This is a genomic window from Streptomyces sp. NPDC059852, assembly GCF_042731455.1.
Lineage (GTDB): Bacteria > Actinomycetota > Actinomycetes > Streptomycetales > Streptomycetaceae > Streptomyces.
Genome location: NZ_JBHWJK010000030.1, coordinates 1 through 16,846, shown reverse-complemented (window position 1 = coordinate 16,846; position 16,846 = coordinate 1). Strand labels below are relative to the sequence as shown.

The following is a 16,846-nucleotide window of genomic DNA, read 5'->3' as shown; positions in this document are numbered from 1 at the left end:
CCGGCACTCCGTGCCGAGCGCCCCCGAGGTCCGCCTGACGGACACGGAACTCCCGGCGACACACGGATGACGGGAAAACGGCGCCCCCGACGCCGAAGCCCCTACCGGCTGCCCTGTCGCCTGCCCTTCGGCGTCCCGAAGACGGCGGTCCGCCGGGAGGCCGCGCCTCCCTCCAGTCCGCGCGCCGCCCGACGCCGAGGGCTCCTACCGCCCGCCCTTCGGTGTCCCCGGTGGCGGGGGAGGGGGCGGCGGTCCGTCGTCGGTGCCGTTGGGGCCGCGCGCCCGCCGCCGGGGCGGCTCGATCGGCCGTACGACCGTGGGGGCGCCGTAGACGTCCCCGCCCCGGGGAGGGGGCGGCTCACCCGGGGGCCGCGCCTCCCCGGGCTCCCGCGCGCCCCCATCTGGCTCCCCGCTTCCGGAGGCCCGGGGCGGCCGGGCGTCCTCGGGCTCGCGCAGGGCGTCCGGCACCCGCAGATACGGGTTCGTCGCCGGGTTCGGCGGCCGGTGGGGAGTACCGGGCGTGTACGGCCCCGCGCCGCTCCCGTACCCCGGCCCACCGGCCGAACCCGCTCGCGCGAGGGGTGCCGCCCGCACCCCCGCCGTCCCCGCCAGGCGTGCCGCCAGCGCTCCCAGGGCACCGGCCCCGGCACCCCAGGCGGCCCCCAGCAGCAGTGCCATGGCCAGGCTGCCGCGCAGCTCCACGCCCGCGCCGAACGCGTCGAAGCCCAGTACCGACAAGGAGGCGTCCGCGGACAGCGCGGTGAGCCGGACGAGGAGGGCCAGGGCCAGTGCCGTGGCGGTCCCCAGCCGCAGCGCGCAGCGCCCGGCGAACCGCACCGCCCCCGGATCCCGTACGTCCCCGGGAGCCGTCACCGGGGTGCGGACCGCCGTCAGCACGCCCGCGAGCAGCATCATCAGGGCCGCCGCCACCCCCAGCAGCCACACCCGTCCGTCCAGCTCCGCCAGCCGGCCCAGCGTCACGGACCGGTCGCCGCCGCCGGCCAGCAGGTCGTCCAGCGGGTCGGGGAGCAGCCGGGTCAGCGGGCCCGTCGCCCGGCCGTCGAACGGGACGAACAGGCCGAGCGGCACGCCGAGCCACACCCCGTTCGGGGCGCCGAGCAGCGCGGCTCCCGCGATCCGCTTCGGATGGTCGTCCCCGATCGCCGCGTAGGCGGCCGCCGCGAGCCCGGCGGCGACCGCGATCAGCAGCACGGTGACGAGGGCGGACACGGCGGGCCGTACGACGCGGTGCACGGCCTCCCAGCCGCGCGGCAGCGGCGTCCGGCGCGACGCCAGGAGGGCGATCAGGAGTACACCGGCGCACCAGGCCAGACCGCCGAGCAGGGTCGGCGCCGTGTCCACCGTGAAGCCGACCGCGGCCTTCGCGCCGACGAGGTCGCCGATCCGGTCCGGCAGCAGCCCTCCGACGTCCCCGAGCCCCGGGACCTCGACGCCCCCGCCGGCCCCGGGCACGTCGTCGAGGCCCAGCGCACCGCCGTCGATCGTGACGACGTCGTGCCCCGCCCAGGCCAGCCCGCCCAGCATCGCCACGAACAGGGCGGCCACCGTGCCCACGCGCGCGAGGAGTTCGGACGGCGCGATCACCTCCCCCGCGGACCGCAGGGACCGCAGGAACAGCCACGCCAGCAGCAGCGCGCCGACCAGGCCCACGCCCAGTGGCGCGATGTCGATGGCCGTCGCCGCCTGCGCACCGGTCAGCCCGAAGGCGGACACGTCTCCGGACGGGGTGACCGAACCACCCGCCCCCAGCGCCACCACCGCCGCGGACATCGGGCCCAGCGAGGCCGTCGCGTCCGCGCCCAGCAGATGCAGCCCGAGGGCGGCGGTCCCCGCCATCCCGATCAACGCCCAGCTCACGGACACGACCGCGGACAGCAGGACGTCGCCCCACGGCGGCCCGGTTCCCGGCCCCGAGGCCCCGACGTTCGTGGACGCGCTCATGGCAGACCCCCCGATCCGCGACGCGCGGACGGTCGCCGCGCATGTCCCCCTCGCGTGGATTACCACTCTCCGGACTGATTTCCACCCCGTCAACGGAACCAGCGGAACCGCATACGCGTGCTCCTCACAAGGTCCGACTTTCGGTCAGGGGGCGGAGCCTGGAATAGTTCCCGACGATGTTCGACATCCCTAGACTCCCTGTGACGGGGGTAACTCGGGGGACTACTCAGTGGGGCATGGAGTGCCGGAACTCGTACTGGAATTGAATGGACGGACCTGGACGCTCGACCCGTCCAGGCCCTACACCCTGGGACGCGATCCCCAGGGCGACATCGTGCTCGACGACGCCAGGGTCTCCTGGCGGCACGCCACGATCAGCTGGAGCGGCCGCAGTTGGGTCATCGAGGACCACGGCAGCACCAACGGCACGTTCGTGCAGGGCCATCGCATCCACCACCTGGAGATCGGCCCCGGTTCGGCCGTGCACCTGGGCAACGCGACCGACGGGCCGCGGCTGACCGTGTCCGGTGCCGCGGCCTCCGCCGCCCCGCAGCAGGCGCAGCCGCAGCAGCAGCCGTACGCCGCGCAGGGCGCGCAGCCAGGCTGGGGCCAGGCGCCCGCACAGCCGGCGCCGCAGCAGCAGGGCGGGCAGGCCGGCTGGCAGGAGCCCCAGCAGCGGGACGCGCACATCCCGCAGCAGCAGGGCGCCGGCGGTGGCGCGGGGGCGCCGCCGGTGTACGGCGACCGCAGCCCCACCACGTTCCATCAGTTCTCCATCGGCCGTGTGATGCGCATCGGCCGTGCGCTGGACAACGACCTCGTCGTCTCCGACCTCCAGGTCTCCCGCCACCACGCCGAGTTCCACTCGACGCCGGACGGCCGGATGGAGATCCGTGACCTCGGCGCCCACAACGGCACCTACGTCAACGGCCAGCCGATCGGCAAGGGCGGCTCCCAGCTGCTCGGCCCGACCGACATCGTCGGTGTCGGCCACTCCACGTTCCGTATCGTCGGCGACCGCCTCGAGGAGTTCGTCGACACCGGTGAGGTCTCGTTCTCGGCCCGCCACCTGACGGTGACCGTCGACGGCGGCAAGCAGATCCTCAAGGACGTCTCCTTCGGCGTCCCCGAGAAGTCCCTCATCGCGGTCATCGGCCCGTCCGGCTCCGGCAAGTCGACGCTGCTCAAGGCGCTCACCGGCTACCGGCCCGCCAACCAGGGCGACGTCCTCTACGACAACCGCAACCTCTACAAGCAGTTCGCCGAACTGCGCCAGCGCATCGGTCTGGTCCCGCAGGACGACATCCTGCACAAGGAGCTGACCGTCAAGAAGGCCCTCAAGTACGCGGCCAAGCTGCGCTTCCCCGCCGACACCACGACGGCCGAGCGCGAGGCGCGGATCGACGAGGTGCTGCGCGAGCTGAAGCTGGACATCCACAAGGAGAAGAAGGTCACCTCCCTCTCCGGCGGCCAGCGCAAGCGCGTCTCGGTGGCCCTTGAGCTGCTGACCAAGCCGTCGCTGATCTTCCTCGACGAGCCGACCTCGGGCCTCGACCCGGGCATGGACCGCGATGTGATGCAGCTGCTGCGCGGCCTCGCCGACGACGGCCGTACGGTCCTCGTCGTCACGCACTCCGTGGCCGAGCTGGCGCTGTGCGACAAGCTGCTGGTGATGGCGCCGGGCGGCGCGGTCGCCTACTTCGGCCCGCCGGAGGAGGCGCTGAACTTCTTCGGCTACGACACCTGGGCCGACGTCTTCTCCGCCTTCGAGAACTACCGCGACTACGACTGGGCGGGACGCTGGAAGGGCTCGCAGCACTACCAGATGTACGCCGCGGACATCGACGCGATAGCCCCGCAGTCCGTACAGATGCCGCCGATGCAGGCGATGAAGCCGCCGAAGCCGCAGGGCTGGATGTCCCAGTTCGTCACGCTGGTGCGGCGCTATGTGTCGGTGATCGTCTCCGACAAGGGCTTCCTGGCCCTCATGGTGATCCTGCCGGGCGTCCTCGGCGCGGTGAGCCTGCTGATCGACTCCGGCAAGGGGCTGCTGCCGAACCCGGCGAACCCGCAGACCGGGCGGATCATCCCGAACGGCACGGCCACGACCGTCCTGCTGATCCTCGCCGTCGGCGCCTGTTTCGCCGGCGCCGCGAACTCGGTGCGGGAGCTGATCAAGGAGCGGGTCATCTACGAGCGGGAGCGCGCGACCGGCCTGTCGCGTTCCGCGTACCTGATGTCCAAGGTGTTCGTGCTCGGCGTCATCACCGTGCTCCAGGGCCTGATGGTCGGCGTCATCGGCTTCTCCAGCCGGGAGATCCCCGAGGAGGGCCTGGTCTTGGGGAACCTGACGCTGCTCGAGCTGTCGGTGCCGATCATGGCGCTGGGCTTCACCTCGATGATGTTCGGCCTGATCATCTCGGCCCTGGTGAAGACCGCCGAGAAGACCATGCCGCTGCTGGTCATGTTCGCGATCATCCAGGTGGTGTTCACCGGCTGTCTCTTCGCGCTGAACGGCTCGATCGGCGCGAACCAGATCTCGTTCCTGATGCCGTCGCGCTGGGCGGTGGGCGCGGCCGGCGCCACGCTCGACTTCAACAAGATCAGCCCGCCCGACAAGGGCGAGAGCGGCGATCCGCTGTGGGAGCACACCGTCGGCGCCTGGACCATGGACATGCTGGCCCTGATCGCCCTCGGCGTGATCTGCGGCATCTTCGTGGCCCGCTTCCTGCGGCGCCACGAGCCGGAGGTCATGCGGAAGTAGTCCGCGAAACGGCGCGGTCCGGACCCCGCGAGGCGAAGCGCGGCACCCCACCGGGGTGCCGCGCTTCGGCGTGTCGCTGAGACCGAGAGGTCCGCCGAGTGCCTCAGTACGCGCTGTTGACGTTGTCGATCGAACCGTAGCGGTGCGCCGCGTAGTTGGCGGCGGCGGTCAGGTTCGCGACCGGGTCGTACTGGCTCCAGGCGGTGCCCGGGACGTGGTAGGTGTCGAAGGTCGGCTTGATGATCTGCAGCAGACCGATCGACGGGACGCCGTTGATGGCGTTGATGTCCCAGTCGTTGATGGCGTTCGGGTTGCCCGAGGACTCGCGCATGATGTTCTTGTGCAGACCGTGGTAGGTGCCCGGGATCTTGTGCTTCTTCATGATGTCCAGGGCCTCACGGATCCAGCCGTCGAGGTTGTTCGGGTAGGTCTTCGCGGCGACCTGCTTGACCTCGACCCGCTTGGCGGACCGGCTGGCGGCCTCCTTCGCCTTGCGGGCGGCCTCGGCCTTCTTCGCGGCGGCGGCCTTCCTGGCGGCGGCCTCGGCGGCCGCCTTCTTCTTGGCCGCGGTCTCGGCGGCGGCCTTCTTCTTCGCCGCGGCGTCCGCGGCGGCCTTCTTCGCGGCGATCTCCTGCGCCTTCACCGACTTCGAGGCGAGCTGGTCGGTGACGCTGCCCTTCACGTCCTTGATCTGCTCGTTGCTGTACGCCACCTTGCCCGTGGGGGCTTCGGCCGTGTTCGTCCCGGCGTTGCCGGGGACGGTGGCGGAGACGGCGATGGCGGCGGCACCGAGCGTGGTGACTCCGGCCATGGCGATCTTGTGGCGCTTGGTGATCGGGCGACTGAGGATGCGGTTCTTGGCGTTCTTGAGCATGGCAGTGGGGACCTCTCTGAGTTGCGGGAGGTCGCTCGCTGTCCGGCGGGGACACGGGTGCTTCCTGCACAAACGCCGCGGGCTGACCCACGGCGCTGAGCGACGAGAGCAATTCTTAGCGGCCGCAAAAACGCGTGGCAAAGGTGTGACGTACGATCCTCGATAGGAGACCCAGGAGGGGCAAAATAGGACAGTCAGGACTGTCTGGGCCGCTCAAAAGGGACACAGCCACCTACTACGGACTTTCGTACGTGACCTGCACCCTATGCGCGGGCTCACACGGCGGCCGCCTCGGTCTTACGCGCAGTTGCTGACGCAACGCTCTGCGTGAGGCTCTTCCGGGGGCAGGACGAGATGGACGTCCCCGAACTCGTGCCACAGGTACCGCCCGTGCAGCGCCTGCGCGTAACCCGACTCGACCGCGGCCCGTCCCGCGACCGCCTCCAGCATCAGCAGATGCGACGCCTCCGGCTCGTGGAGCCCCGTCAGCAGGCCGTCCACCACCCGCACCCCCCGCTCCGGGGTGACCACGAGGTCCGTCCAGCCCTCCCGCGCGCGGACGGCGCCGTCCGCGTCCACCGCCGACTCCACGGCCCGCACGGCCGTCGTCCCGACCGCGACGACCCGGCCGGACCCCGCCCGCGCCGCCCGGATCAGCCGTGCCGAGGCATCCGGCACCCGGAACCGCTCCGGATACGGCGGCTCGTGCGCCTCCGCCGACGCCACCCCGGTGTGCAGCGCGACCGGCGCGAACTGCACCCCCCGGCTCACCAGCTCCGCCACCAGCCCCGCCGTGAAGGGACGCGCCGCACTCGGCATCTCCGCACTGCCCGCCCCGTCGGCCGACGGCAGCGCGAACACGGTCCTGTACACGGACAGCGGCTGGTCCCGCTCCGTATAGGCGTAGCGGATGGGCCACCCGTGCGCCCGCATCACCCCGAGCACCCGCCCCGGACCGGCAGACCCGCCCTCATCCGTCACCGGCCGCGCCCACCACAGCCGCCCGCCCGCCCGGTCCAGAGGCTCCTCCAGGAGCAGCCGCAGACCGCCGGGCAGACACACCTCCGTCCCCGCGGGCCCGCCCGTACGCGCGCGCGTGGTGCCCCGCCCGTCGGGATCCCGCAGCTCCACGGCCCAGCGCCCGTCGTCCCCGCGCGTGGAGAAGTGCACCACCACGCGCGTGCGCCCGATCAGGCCGTCCACCGCGGCGGGCAGCGTCTCGGACGTGTTGACGACCAGCACGTCCCCGGCCCGCAGCAGCCCCGGCAGCTCACGGAAGACGTGATGACTCACCTCCGTGCCCCGGGACACCAGCAGCCGTACGGCGTCCCGGTCCAGCCCCGGCCCCCGCTGCTCGGCCGGCACCCGCGCCGACAGCTCCGGCGGCACCCGCACCATGAGCGTCACCGCCGGCCTCCCATCAGGCCGGACGCCGTGTACCGCCCGCCGGGCGGCCGCTCGTCCAGCAACCGCAGGAACCCCGGCACCACCGCGTCCGGCTGCGGACGCGGACCGTCGTCGGCCGGTACGGCCGCCGCGTACAGGTCCGTGGCCATGTCCCCGGGGTCCACCGCCCACACCCGCAGCCCCGGCTCCTCCGCGCCCAGCACCGCCGCCAGCTGGTCCAGCGCGGCCTTCGACGCCCCGTACCCGCCCCAGGTCCCGTACGCCTCGACGGCCGCGTCCGAGCTGACGGCGATCACCGAGCCCGCCGCGGACGCCCGCAGCAGCGGCAGCGCCTCCTGGACGAGACCCAGCGCGGCCACCACGTTCACCTCCAGCGCCCGTCGCAGCCCCTCCAGCGGCAGCGCGTCCAGCCGGACCAGAGGCTCGGCGCCCAGCGCGCTCGCGTTGCTCACCAGCAGATCGACACCGCCCAGCCGCCGGGCCGCCCCGACCAGCGCCGCCCGGTGCTCCGCCCGCGTCACGTCCCCCGGCACCGCCGTCACGCGCGTGCCGTGCCGCCGCAGGGCGGCCGCCGCCCGTTCCAGCGCCCCGGCCGTCCGCGCGTCCAGGACCAGATCCCAGCCCCGCCCGGCCAGCCCCTCCGCGAGCGCCCGCCCCAGCCCCTTCGAAGCCCCAGTGATGATCGCGACCGGCATGACAACCGTCCCCTCGTCTCCCCGACCGCCGTGGACCCGGCGGTGCCCTCACGCTAGGAACCGGCCCGCCCCGGCCGCCTCGGACGCGAGCCGCAACCACCGGGGCCGTTCGCCCTACGCCCCGAGCACGGGGGACCGAGGACCTAGGTCCGCCGCCCCAGCCCCCCGCCGTCACCGGTCCGATCCGCCTGTCGGACCCCGCCGGTACCGTGAGGACATGAGTCAAGTCCCCCGGTCCGGCCTCGCCGCGGTGAGTGCCGCGCTGCTGGCCATGAGCAGGCATCTCGAGGTGCGCGACGTCCTGAAGACGATCGTCGCCTCGGCCCGCGAGCTGCTCGACGCGCAGTACGCCGCGCTCGGCGTCCCCGACGACCACGGCGGCTTCGCCCAGTTCGTCGTGGACGGCGTCAGCGACGAGCAGTGGAAGGCCATCGGCCCCCTGCCGCGGCAGCACGGCATCCTCGCCGCCATGCTCCAGGAGGCCAAGGTCGAGCGTCTCGCGGACGTCCGCAAGGACCCCCGCTTCGAGGGCTGGCCCTCCGCCCACCCCGACATGTCCGACTTCCTCGGCCTGCCGATCCGCGACGGCGACGAGGTCATCGGCGCGCTCTTCCTCGCCAACAAGAACTGCCCGAAGCAGGACGGCGGCTGCGGCTTCACCGCCGACGACGAGGAGCTGCTCGCCATCCTCGCCCAGCACGCGGCGATCGCCCTCACCAACGCCCGCCTCTACGAGCGCAGCCGCGAGCTGACCATCGCCGAGGAGCGCTCCCGCCTCGCCCACGAGCTGCACGACGCCGTCAGCCAGAAGCTGTTCTCCCTGCGCCTGACCGCCCAGGCCGCCACCGCCCTGATCGACCGCGACCCGGCCCGCGCCAAGGGCGAACTCCACCAGGTCGCCGCCCTCGCCGCCGAGGCCGCCGACGAACTGCGCGCCGCGGTCGTGGAGCTGCGCCCCGCGGCCCTCGACGAGGACGGCCTCGTCGCCACCCTGCGCACCCAGATCCAGGTCCTCGACCGCGCCCACAGCGCGCGCGTGACCTTCGCGGGCCGCGGGGTGAGGGCCCTGCCCGCCGCCCAGGAGGAGGCCCTGCTGCGCGTCGCCCAGGAGGCCCTGCACAACGCGCTGCGGCACTCCGGCGCCCAGCACGTCGACGTCACGCTCGACCGGCGCGGCGCCGGAGCCGTGCTGCGCGTCACCGACGACGGCGCCGGCTTCGACCCGAGGACGGTGCGCCGTGCCGGGCGCCATCTGGGCCTGGTCTCCATGCGGGACCGGGCGAGCGGGGTCGGCGGCACGCTGACCGTGGAATCGGCGCCCGACAAGGGCACCACGATCGAGATGGAGGTCCCCGGTGGCTGACGCAATCAGGGTGCTGCTCGTCGACGACCACCAGGTCGTCCGCCGGGGGCTGCGCACGTTCCTGGAGATCCAGGACGACATCGAGGTCGTGGGGGAGGCCGCCGACGGCGCCGAGGGAGTGGACCGCGCCGAGGAGCTGCGGCCCGACGTCGTCCTCATGGACGTCAAGATGCCGGGCATGGACGGCGTCGACGCCCTGCGCAGACTGCGCGAGCTCGGCAATCCCGCGCGGGTGCTGATCGTCACCAGCTTCACCGAGCAGCGGACGGTGATCCCGGCCCTGCGCGCGGGCGCCGCCGGGTACGTCTACAAGGACATCGACCCGGAGGCGCTCGCCGGGGCCATCCGCTCGGTCCACGCCGGCCACGTCCTCCTCCAGCCGGAGGTCGCCGGCGCCCTGCTCTCCCAGGAGGAGAACGGCGGCGGACAGGGCAGGGCGGGGTCGCTGACCGAGCGGGAGCGCGAGGTGCTCGGCCTGATCGCCGACGGCCGGTCGAACCGCGAGATAGCACGGGCGCTCGTCCTGTCGGAGAAGACCGTCAAGACGCACGTCTCCAACATCCTCATGAAACTGGACCTCTCCGACCGCACCCAGGCCGCCCTGTGGGCCGTACGCCATGGCGTGACCGGCTGAAACGCTCTGCGCAAGGGGTCACGGAGGGCGATCCGGAAGGTTCCCGTCCGGGCTGAGATTCATACCGTCGTGGGAATGTCCCCCGGATGGCCGCATCCTTCCCGGATCTCCGGCGTTCTCCAGTGCGTGCTGCGGCGACTGCCGCGGCGATCGCTAGGAGGGCTTGAAAGTGAAGAACCTGAAGAAGGCAGCGGCCGTGACGATGGTGGCGGGTGGCCTGCTGGCCGCCGGTACCGGAATGGCCTCCGCCACCGACGCGCACGCCGACGGCAAGGCCGTGGGCTCGCCGGGCATCGTCTCGGGCAACCTGATCCAGGCCCCGATCCACATCCCGGCGAACGTCTCCGGCAACAGCGTGAACGTCATCGGCGTCCTGAACCCGGCCTTCGGCAACCTGGCCGTCAACAAGTGACGCCTCGCCGAACCAGGCAGTGACCTCAGGCCTCCCGGGCGCCTCCCCGGGAGGCCGATCCGCAGACACTGCCCCGCGTGACGGGCCCTTCACATCGTTCATGTGAGAGGGCCCTCGCCCGTGCACACCGGCTCGGTTCAGCGTGCCTCGCGCTGCTCCACAGCGGCGTTGTACGCCGCCACCTGCGCCCGCCGGGCCACCCGCTCGACGGGCCGCAGGGCCTCGGCCCGCGCCCGCATCTCCGCCGAGCTCACGGCGCCCCCGTGCCCGTTCTCCTGCGCCAGCGAGATCAGCAGACCCACCCGCCGCGCCAGCTCCAGCACCCGGACCGCCCGCGGCGGATACCCCGGCGCCAGGACCTCCCGCCCCCGCTCGGCCCGGGCCCGGTACGCGTCGATCGCCGCCTCGGCCACCGGCCCCGACGCGGCCACGTCCAGCTTCGCCAGCACCTCGGTCGCGTCCCGCAGACCTTCCGCCAGCTCCCGCTCGGCCTCGCCCAGCGACGGCACATCGGCGGGCGGCGCCTCCCGCACGGGCAGCACCTGCCAGACGACCTCCACATGGACGTCGCCCTCGGGCCCGGCCTCGTACACCTCCGGCACCAGCCCGAAGGCCGCCCCGTGGCAGACCACCGCCTCCTCGGCCTCCAGGGCCCGCGCGTTGAACTCGGGCGGTCCGCTCAGCCCCAGCGGATGCCCCGGCGCGGGCAGCGCCACCCGCAGCCCGGTGACCCCGAGCCGTCGCAGCCGCCCGAGGGCCAGCGTCAGCCCGACGGGCGCCGGCTCGCCGGGCAGCCCTTCCACCCGGTGCACGGCGTCGTCCCCGACGATCTGGAGCACAGCGTCATCGGGTGAGACAAGTCCGGCGAAAAGGGCATTGCCCCAAGCGGCGAGGCGTCCTGAGCGCGGTTCCGAGAACATGCCACCACCCTAAGGACCGGACCGATGGAAGGATGGGCCGGACCGGTGGCGTAGATTTCCTTGAGGGGCTGCGCCTACAGGCGCACGCGACCACCGAGACGCCGAGACCGGTCACAGCAAGGGGAGACAACGCGCTCATGAGCGATGTTCTGGAGCTTCAGGACGTAACCGTGGTCCGTGAGGGCCGGGCTCTCGTGGATCAGGTCTCCTGGTCGGTCAAGGAGGGCGAGCGCTGGGTCATCCTCGGCCCGAACGGCGCCGGCAAGACCACCCTCCTGAACGTCGCCTCCAGCTACCTCTACCCGACCAAGGGCACCGCCACGATCCTCGGCGAGACCCTCGGCAGGCCCGGCACCGACGTCTTCGAGCTGCGTCCCCGCATCGGCGTCGCGGGCATCGCCATGACCGAGAAGTTCCCCAAGCGCCAGAGCGTCCTCCAGACCGTCCTCACGGCCGCGTACGGTATGACCGCCACCTGGAACGAGGACTACGAGGAGGTCGACGAGCAGCGGGCCCGCGCCTTCCTCGACCGCCTCGGCATGACCGAGTTCGTCGACCGGAAGTTCGGCACCCTCTCCGAGGGCGAGCGCAAGCGCACCCTCATCGCCCGCGCCCTCATGGCCGACCCCGAGCTGCTCCTCCTCGACGAGCCCGCCGCCGGCCTCGACCTCGGTGGCCGCGAGGACCTCGTCCGCCGCCTCGGCCGCCTCGCCCGCGACCCGATCGCGCCGTCGATGCTCATGGTCACCCACCACGTCGAGGAGATCCCCCCGGGCTTCACCCACGTCCTGATGATCCGTCAGGGCAAGGTCCTCGCCGCGGGCCCGATGGAGCTCGAACTCACCTCCCGCAACCTCTCCCTCTGCTTCGGCCTCCCGCTCGTCGTCGAGCAGGTCGGCGACCGCTGGACGGCCCAGGGCCTTCCCCTGTCCTGACCCCGCCCCGCACGACCGGCGCCCTGTCCGTGACAGGGCCCCCGGGCCTACCATGACCATGTGGAAATCGACGCGTGGGTTTGGTGGTTGATCGGCGCGGCAGCGCTCGGCATCGGGCTCGTCATCACCGCGATGCCCGAACTCGGCATGCTGGCGGTGGGCGCCGTCGCGGCCGCCCTGGTGGCCGGTTTCCTCGGCGGTGACGCCGTCGCCCAGGTCGTGGCCTTCGTCGTCGTGTCCACCGCCCTCATCGCCGTCGTGCGGCCCATCGCCAACAGACACCGTGCGCAGCGACCCCAACTCGCCACCGGCATCGACGCGTTGAAGGGCAGGCAGGCGGTCGTACTGGAGCGCGTCGACACCTCCGGCGGGCGGATCAAACTCGCCGGCGAGGTCTGGTCGGCCCGCGCGCTCGAGACCGGCCGCACCTACGAAGTGGGCCAGGAAGTGGACGTCGTGGACATCGAGGGGGCCACGGCCATCGTCATGTGACCTCGTACGACGCAAGTGACGCGAAGCCCTCACGAGGCACGCGAGGGTCTGTCAGACTCGTCAGCAAGATCTTCAACAGCCGCAAGGTCTTCCGAAGTTGGCGCAGTTGCCGCAGTGGAGAAGGGGTACGGGGAAACGACGATGGAACCGGTCATCATCGTCCTGGTCATTCTGGTGGTGTTGGTCTTCATCGCCCTGATCAAGACGATCCAGGTCATCCCGCAGGCGAGCGCGGCCATCGTCGAGCGCTTCGGCCGTTACACGCGGACACTGAACGCGGGCCTCAACATCGTGGTCCCGTTCATCGACACCATCCGCAACCGCATCGACCTGCGCGAACAGGTCGTGCCGTTCCCGCCGCAGCCGGTGATCACCCAGGACAACCTGGTCGTGAACATCGACACCGTCATCTACTACCAGGTGACCGACGCCCGGGCCGCCACCTACGAGGTCGCCAGCTACATCCAGGCGATCGAGCAGCTCACCGTCACCACGCTCCGCAACATCATCGGCGGCATGGACCTGGAGCGGACCCTGACCTCCCGTGAGGAGATCAACGCGGCCCTGCGCGGCGTCCTCGACGAGGCCACCGGCAAGTGGGGCATCCGCGTCAACCGTGTCGAGCTGAAGGCCATCGAACCGCCCACCTCCATCCAGGACTCGATGGAGAAGCAGATGCGCGCCGACCGTGACAAGCGCGCCGCGATCCTCACCGCCGAAGGTACGCGCCAGGCCGCCATCCTCACCGCCGAAGGTGAGAAGCAGTCCCAGATCCTGCGCGCCGAGGGCGAGGCCAAGGCGGCCGCCCTGCGCGCGGAGGGCGAGGCCCAGGCGGTCCGTACCGTCTTCGAGGCCATCCACGCCGGCGACCCCGACCAGAAGCTGCTCTCCTACCAGTACCTCCAGATGCTCCCGAAGATCGCCGAGGGCGACGCCAACAAGCTCTGGATCGTCCCCAGCGAGATCGGCGACGCCCTCAAGGGCCTGTCGGGCGCGATGGGCAACTTCGGCGGCCTGGGCGGCGGTTCGGGCAACGGCGGATCGACGGGCATCCCCGGCCAGGCGACGGAACGCCGAGAGAAGCCGTCCATCGACTGAGGCGGTTGCCGCGGTACGTCGAAAGGGCCCGACTTCTCGAGGAAGCCGGGCCCCTTCTGCCGCCCACGGGCGAACGACGGCCGGCTACGCCGCGTCCATCCCCAGCCAGTCCGGCAGAGCCGCGAACTCGTCGACCCCCAGCGCCAGCAGCATCGCGTCGGCGGGAGTGGGCTCGAACGGCTCCCGCAGCAACGGCATCCCCGCCTGCTCAGGCGTCCGGTCGGCCTTGCGGTGATTGTCCTCCGCGCATGAGGCGACCGTGTTCAGCCAGGTGTCCTGCCCGCCGTGCGACCGCGGCACCACGTGGTCCACGGTCGTCGCCCTGCGGCCGCAGTACGCGCACCGGTGCCGGTCCCTGACCAGCACACCCCGCCTCGACCACGGCGCTTGTCTTCGGAACGGCACCCTCACGTACCGGCACAGCCTGATCACCCGCGGCGCCGGTATGTCCACCGCGGATCCGCGCATGCGCAGTTCGGGGTGGGCCTGCTCGACGACGGCCTTGTCCTGGAGCACCAGCACGACGGCTCGGTTCAACGTCACCGTCGACAGCGGCTCGAAGCTCGCGTTCAGTACCAGCGTCTCCCGCATTGCAGCCCACCTCCCGTGCACACCGCCCACCCCCTGGCGGGCTGGGATCAACTCTGGCCGGGCACGCCGAGATGGACAACGAAATAAAAAGTGCCCGCCCCCGATCACTTCCATGACCGGGGGCGGGCAAACGTTCCATGAACGTCAGGATTCCGCGGGCACCTCGTACTCGGCGATCAGGTGCGCCCGCGCGAGCGTGTGGAACCGCAGATTGAACCCGACGGCGGCCGGGCTGGCGTCCGAGTCCGGACCGAGCTTCTCCTGGTCCACGGCGTACACCGTGAACACGTACCGGTGCGGCCCGTCCCCGGGCGGCGGCGCCGCCCCTCCGAAGTCCTTCGACCCGTAGTCGTTCCGCACGTGCACGGCGCCCTCCGGCAGCCCCTCGAACGAGCCGCCGCCCGCACCCGCCGGCAGCTCGGTCACCGAAGCCGGGATGTCGAAGAGCACCCAGTGCCAGAACCCGCTCCCCGTGGGGGCGTCCGGGTCGTAGCACGTCACGGCGAAGCTCTTGGTGCCCTCCGGGAAGCCCTCCCAGCGCAGCTGCGGCGACGTGTCGCCCGCCGCGTGGACCTGGGCGTCCTTCAGGGTCCCGCCGTCCTGGACGTCCTCACTCGTGACCGTGAAGGACGGCACGGGCGGATGGAAGTCGTGGGGGAGCGGCCGCCGCTTGAGCTCGGACACTTCGATACCTCCTGACGAAACAGTGGAATCAGCAGTTCCGAGCCTAGAACCAGTTGCGCTTGCTGCCGACCTCGGACAGCCACTGGTTGAGGTACGCCGCCCAGTCGGTCGTGTGGAAGTCGTCCAGACCCACCTGGAAGGAACGGAAGGTGTCGCTGCCCTCGCTGAAGAGGCCCGGCCTCTTGTCCATCTCCAGCACGACGTCCATCGCGTTCGCGTCCGCGACGAAGCTCAGCTCGACCTGGTTCAGACCGCGGTACTGCTGCGGCGGGAAGAACTCGATCTCCTGGTAGAAGGGCAGCTTCTGCCGCGTACCGCGGATGTGACCGCGCTCCATGTCCGCGTTCTTGAAGCGGAACCCGAGCTGGATGAACGCGTCGAGGATCGCCTTCTGCGCGGGCAGCGGGTGCACGTTGATCGGGTCCAGGTCGCCGGAGTCCACGGCACGCGCGATCGCCAGCTCCGTCGACACACCGATGTTCATGCCGCGCAGGGCCTGCCCGTCGATCATGGTGATCGGCGTCTCCCACGGGATCTCCAGCCCGAACGGCACCGCGTGCACCGCACCGGCCTGCAGCTCGAACGCCCCTCCCAGCCGCACCTTCGTGAACTCGATGTCCTGCTTGTACTCCGAGTCCTGCGACTCGACCTCGACCCGCGCCTGCAGGCCGACGGCCAGACCCTCGATGTCCTGGTTCACGGACCCGCCCTGAATCCGCACCTCGCCCTGGACGACACCGCCCGGGACGACGTTGACCTCGGTCAGCACCGTCTCGACCGAAGCACCGCCGGCCCCCAGGCTCGCGAGCAGCTTCTTGAACGCCATGACTCTCCTCAACTCAGAGTGGATCCCTGATCCGTACAAACGCGATCCGGCCGTGGCCGGTTCCGCGATCCACCCTGACAAGGCGTGCGCTCCCAGACCACCCCGTGGCGACCACGCCGTCTCCACTACGCTCGGACGGCATGATCGTGACCCCCGACCGTACGCCCCCGTCCCGGCCCCGCACCGACCGGCGGCCGGTATGAACGTCGAAGACCTGGCCCACCCCGCCGAGGAGGTCGCCCCCAGGCTGCTCGGCGCGGTCCTCACCCACAGGACCGCCGAGGGCACCGTCAGCATCGCCATCACGGAGACGGAGGCGTACTCCGGCGCGGCGGACCCCGCCTCGCACGCCTACCGGGGCATGACAGCCCGCAACGCCGTCATGTTCGGACCGGCGGGACACCTGTACGTCTACCGGTCCCACGGTCTCCACTGGTGCGCGAACATCGTCACGGGCACCGACGGCATCGCCTCGGCCGTCCTCATCCGCGCCGGCCGCGTCATCGAGGGCGAGGACCTGGCCCGCGAACGCCGAGGGCCGAAGGTGGAGGACGCCCGTCTCGCCCGGGGCCCCGGCAACTTCTGCCAGGCGCTCGGCATCACGGCGGCGCACGACGGCGCGAACCTCCTGACCGGCACCTCGGTCACGCTGTCCCGGGGAGAACCGGTGCCCGGCGACCTCGTCCGAGTCGGCCCCCGGGTCGGGGTGAGCAAGGCCCACGACTGGCAGCACCGCTTCTACGTGGCCGGCGACCCGACGGTCTCGGCGTACCGGCTGAGCCCCAGGGCCAAGCCGTCCACCGAACCGAGTTGACGCGCCATGGCGGGTCGCGTAACGTAGCCCAAGCCGCTGAAGCGGGTACTGCGAAGTCAGCAGCCGTAGCGGCCAACCCACTACCTAGTACAACCCCTTGAACGGGGTCGATTCTGGCGTCCCCGTATGCCCGAATTCGATTCCGGGGAGCTCGATTATGAATCGGGCGGGGGAATCGGCTAACGTAGTGAATGTCGAAAGGCCGACAGGCGAAAGCCAGAGGCCCTCGGCAATCCCGCCGACAGGGAATCGGATCGAAAAGGATCTGATAGAGTCGGAGACGCAAGACCGAAGGGAAGCGCCCGGAGGAAAGCCCGAGAGGGTGAGTACAAAGGAAGCGTCCGTTCCTTGAGAACTCAACAGCGTGCCAAAAGT

The 16,846-nt window shown here is 71.6% G+C and carries 16 protein-coding genes; 8 read left to right on the top strand and 8 right to left on the bottom strand.

Annotation, left to right across the window (positions count from 1 at the left end; all coding sequences use genetic code 11):
- Window positions 1-204 precede the first annotated feature (204 nt).
- A complete protein-coding gene (locus ACFV46_RS28830; RefSeq protein WP_385500415.1) occupies window positions 205-1,962 on the bottom strand; it encodes a streptophobe family protein in 1,758 nt (585 codons plus the stop codon).
- Between the two features lie 241 nt (window positions 1,963-2,203).
- Between ACFV46_RS28830 and ACFV46_RS28825 the strand changes: the two genes are divergently transcribed.
- Window positions 2,204-4,726 (top strand): FHA domain-containing protein, encoded by a 2,523-nt coding sequence (locus ACFV46_RS28825; protein WP_361930975.1) that lies wholly within the window; start codon window positions 2,204-2,206, stop codon window positions 4,724-4,726.
- A 103-nt stretch (window positions 4,727-4,829) separates the two neighbouring features.
- Here ACFV46_RS28825 and ACFV46_RS28820 read toward each other — a convergent pair whose 3' ends face one another.
- From ACFV46_RS28820 to ACFV46_RS28810, 3 genes are all read right to left on the bottom strand, one after another.
- Window positions 4,830-5,600 (bottom strand): transglycosylase SLT domain-containing protein, encoded by a 771-nt coding sequence (locus tag ACFV46_RS28820; protein WP_361930973.1) that lies wholly within the window; start codon window positions 5,598-5,600, stop codon window positions 4,830-4,832.
- Between the two features lie 297 nt (window positions 5,601-5,897).
- Window positions 5,898-7,007 (bottom strand): S-adenosylmethionine:tRNA ribosyltransferase-isomerase, encoded by a 1,110-nt coding sequence (locus tag ACFV46_RS28815; protein ID WP_385500412.1) that lies wholly within the window; start codon window positions 7,005-7,007, stop codon window positions 5,898-5,900.
- Window positions 7,004-7,702 (bottom strand): SDR family NAD(P)-dependent oxidoreductase, encoded by a 699-nt coding sequence (locus tag ACFV46_RS28810; protein ID WP_385500410.1) that lies wholly within the window; start codon window positions 7,700-7,702, stop codon window positions 7,004-7,006. The genes ACFV46_RS28815 and ACFV46_RS28810 overlap by 4 nt, the downstream gene beginning before the upstream one ends.
- A 217-nt stretch (window positions 7,703-7,919) precedes the next feature.
- Between ACFV46_RS28810 and ACFV46_RS28805 the strand changes: the two genes are divergently transcribed.
- From ACFV46_RS28805 to chpE, 3 genes are all read left to right on the top strand, one after another.
- Window positions 7,920-9,065, top strand: a complete 1,146-nt coding sequence (locus tag ACFV46_RS28805) for a GAF domain-containing sensor histidine kinase (RefSeq protein ID WP_385500409.1) — start codon at window positions 7,920-7,922, stop codon at window positions 9,063-9,065.
- Window positions 9,058-9,699: a response regulator transcription factor gene (locus ACFV46_RS28800; RefSeq protein WP_361930965.1), complete on the top strand. Its 642-nt coding sequence runs from the start codon at window positions 9,058-9,060 to the stop codon at window positions 9,697-9,699. The genes ACFV46_RS28805 and ACFV46_RS28800 overlap by 8 nt, the downstream gene beginning before the upstream one ends.
- A 169-nt stretch (window positions 9,700-9,868) precedes the next feature.
- Window positions 9,869-10,111, top strand: coding sequence for a chaplin ChpE (gene chpE, locus ACFV46_RS28795; RefSeq protein ID WP_062671371.1), 243 nt, complete (start codon window positions 9,869-9,871; stop codon window positions 10,109-10,111).
- 137 nt (window positions 10,112-10,248) lie between these two features.
- Here chpE and ACFV46_RS28790 read toward each other — a convergent pair whose 3' ends face one another.
- Window positions 10,249-11,031, bottom strand: a complete 783-nt coding sequence (locus tag ACFV46_RS28790) for a hypothetical protein (RefSeq protein WP_361930962.1) — start codon at window positions 11,029-11,031, stop codon at window positions 10,249-10,251.
- Between the two features lie 137 nt (window positions 11,032-11,168).
- Here ACFV46_RS28790 and ACFV46_RS28785 point away from each other — a divergent pair, with 137 nt between their 5' ends.
- The 3 genes from ACFV46_RS28785 (at window position 11,169) to ACFV46_RS28775 (ending at window position 13,556) form a co-directional block, all read left to right on the top strand.
- Complete coding sequence (locus ACFV46_RS28785) at window positions 11,169-11,966, top strand: ABC transporter ATP-binding protein (protein ID WP_361930959.1); 798 nt, start codon at window positions 11,169-11,171, stop codon at window positions 11,964-11,966.
- A gap of 60 nt (window positions 11,967-12,026) precedes the next feature.
- Window positions 12,027-12,458 carry an NfeD family protein gene (locus ACFV46_RS28780; protein ID WP_376727887.1) on the top strand — a complete coding sequence of 144 codons (432 nt, stop codon included), beginning with the start codon at window positions 12,027-12,029 and terminating at the stop codon, window positions 12,456-12,458.
- Window positions 12,459-12,599: 141 nt separating this feature from the next.
- Window positions 12,600-13,556, top strand: coding sequence for an SPFH domain-containing protein (locus tag ACFV46_RS28775; protein ID WP_361930954.1), 957 nt, complete (start codon window positions 12,600-12,602; stop codon window positions 13,554-13,556).
- Between the two features lie 84 nt (window positions 13,557-13,640).
- Here ACFV46_RS28775 and ACFV46_RS28770 read toward each other — a convergent pair whose 3' ends face one another.
- The 3 genes from ACFV46_RS28770 to ACFV46_RS28760 form a co-directional block, all read right to left on the bottom strand.
- The gene (locus ACFV46_RS28770; protein ID WP_385500406.1) at window positions 13,641-14,147 is read right to left on the bottom strand and encodes an HNH endonuclease; all 507 of its coding nucleotides are present in this window, start codon (window positions 14,145-14,147) and stop codon (window positions 13,641-13,643) included.
- Between the two features lie 144 nt (window positions 14,148-14,291).
- The gene (locus ACFV46_RS28765; protein ID WP_361930951.1) at window positions 14,292-14,831 is read right to left on the bottom strand and encodes a YbhB/YbcL family Raf kinase inhibitor-like protein; all 540 of its coding nucleotides are present in this window, start codon (window positions 14,829-14,831) and stop codon (window positions 14,292-14,294) included.
- A gap of 43 nt (window positions 14,832-14,874) precedes the next feature.
- Entirely contained in the window at window positions 14,875-15,657 is a 783-nt protein-coding gene (locus ACFV46_RS28760; protein ID WP_361930948.1) for a sporulation protein, read from the bottom strand.
- A gap of 199 nt (window positions 15,658-15,856) precedes the next feature.
- On the opposite strand from ACFV46_RS28760, the gene ACFV46_RS28755 reads away from it, so the two are divergent.
- Window positions 15,857-16,471 carry a DNA-3-methyladenine glycosylase gene (locus ACFV46_RS28755; RefSeq protein WP_385500404.1) on the top strand — a complete coding sequence of 205 codons (615 nt, stop codon included), beginning with the start codon at window positions 15,857-15,859 and terminating at the stop codon, window positions 16,469-16,471.
- Window positions 16,472-16,846 lie beyond the last annotated feature (375 nt).